Here is a 1,539-nt window from a genome sequence, read left to right as displayed (position 1 = left end):
CGGGCCCGACGAGGTCGAGCGCCGCGACCGCGGTCGACAGGTTGCGCGACCGGTCGCCCGATCCGTGCGTCGCGGTCGCGACCGCGCCGGCCACCGAGATGTGGGAGAGCGACGCGAGGTTGTGCACCGCCCAGCCCTCGTCGTGCAGGAACCGCGCGAGCGTCCCGTACCGGGTCCCGCCCGTCACCGTGACCGTGCGCGCGCCCGCGTCGAGCGTGATCTCCGGGTCGAGGTCCTCGAGCGACACGAGCGCGGCCGGTCCGTCGGCGAGGTCGTTGAAGCAGTGCCGGGTGCCGAGGGCGCGGACCCGCGACTCCGTGGCCACCCGCTCCTGCAGCTCCTCGACCGTGGTCGGTGCGAGCACCCGCGGCGCGCGGTAGGTGTAGTTGCCGGCCCAGTTCGTCAGGCTCACGGGGCTGGGTCCTCTCGTCGTGCGGCTGGGGGATCACCCCAACCTACGGTCACCAGGACGAGGGCGCCGTGACGAAGACGTCGAACATCGCCGGCTCGTGCGCGTGCACGAGCACCATGAACACGACGAGGTCGAACAGCAGGTGCACGGAGACCACGTAGGTCAGCGACGCGGTCTTCCGGAAGATCCAGCCCTGCACCAGCGCGAACGGGATCGTCAGCAGCGGACCCCACTCGCGGTACCCGAGCTCCCACAGGAACGACACGAACACCGCGGCCTGCAGGACGTTCGCGACCGGGAAGGGGAAGTGCACGCGCAGCAGCGCGAGGACCGTGCAGACGAAGAACAGCTCGTCCCAGATGCCCACCGCGTTGACGCCGACGAACAGCCGCGCGACCTCCTGCCCCGTGTCCACCACGGGCCAGTTGAGGTACGCGCCCGAGCCCAGGAAGTACCAGGGCAGGAGCAGGTACGCGAGCACCACGACGACCAGCAGGTAGACCACCTGCGTGCGGGTCCAGCGCCGGCCGGTGCGCACCGGGAAGCGGATCACGTCCTGCTTCAGGAGGTAGCGGTGCACGACGTAGGGGACCAGCACCGCCGCCGACAGCACGACCCCGAACCGCGCGATCCCCGCGTCGGACAGGTCGGCCTTGAGCGAGATCGTCGTGATGATCGCCATGCCCAGCCCGACGACGGCGAGGTCGCGGCCCAGCGCACGGTCGACCGCGAACGCCAGGAGGACGCCCGCGACGAGCGGCACGTACCCCCAGGGCCGCACGTGCACCGCGAACAGGAGCACGGCCGACCCGCAGACCAGCGCGGCGGCGAGCACGCGCAGGACGTCGCGCGGCGCCCAGCTCAGGCGCGGGACGGTCGGCGTCGTCGGGGCGGCAGGGGCGTCGGTCGGGGCGGCGTCCACCCGTGCAGTCTGCGGGGCCGGACGTGGTCCACGCGACCGCTCGCGGGGTGGAACGCTGTGCGGATGCCCGACGACCAGCCCTCCGGCGCACCCGCCGACCCGCACCCCGACCGCGCCGCCGACCAGCCCGTGGCCGCGACCGCCGACCGCCCGACCGACGAGCCCGACGCGGCGACCGCCGAGCGCGCCGCGGACGCCGTCGCCC

The 1,539-nt window shown here is 73.5% G+C and carries 2 protein-coding genes; both read right to left on the bottom strand.

Annotation, left to right across the window (positions count from 1 at the left end; all coding sequences use genetic code 11):
- Positions 1-412 (bottom strand): FAD-binding protein (locus tag CTKZ_RS20925; RefSeq protein ID WP_124344690.1); only part of this gene is annotated, 412 nt, incomplete at its 3' end.
- A gap of 49 nt (positions 413-461) precedes the next feature.
- Positions 462-1,334: a CPBP family glutamic-type intramembrane protease gene (locus CTKZ_RS20920; RefSeq protein WP_371852407.1), complete on the bottom strand. Its 873-nt coding sequence runs from the start codon at positions 1,332-1,334 to the stop codon at positions 462-464.
- Positions 1,335-1,539: the final 205 nt, after the last annotated feature.

Origin of the sequence: Cellulomonas algicola, assembly GCF_003851725.1 — a bacterium.
GTDB lineage: Bacteria > Actinomycetota > Actinomycetes > Actinomycetales > Cellulomonadaceae > Cellulomonas > Cellulomonas algicola.
Note: the sequence above shows the minus strand (reverse complement) of the source record. Positions and strands in the feature narration are given on the sequence as shown.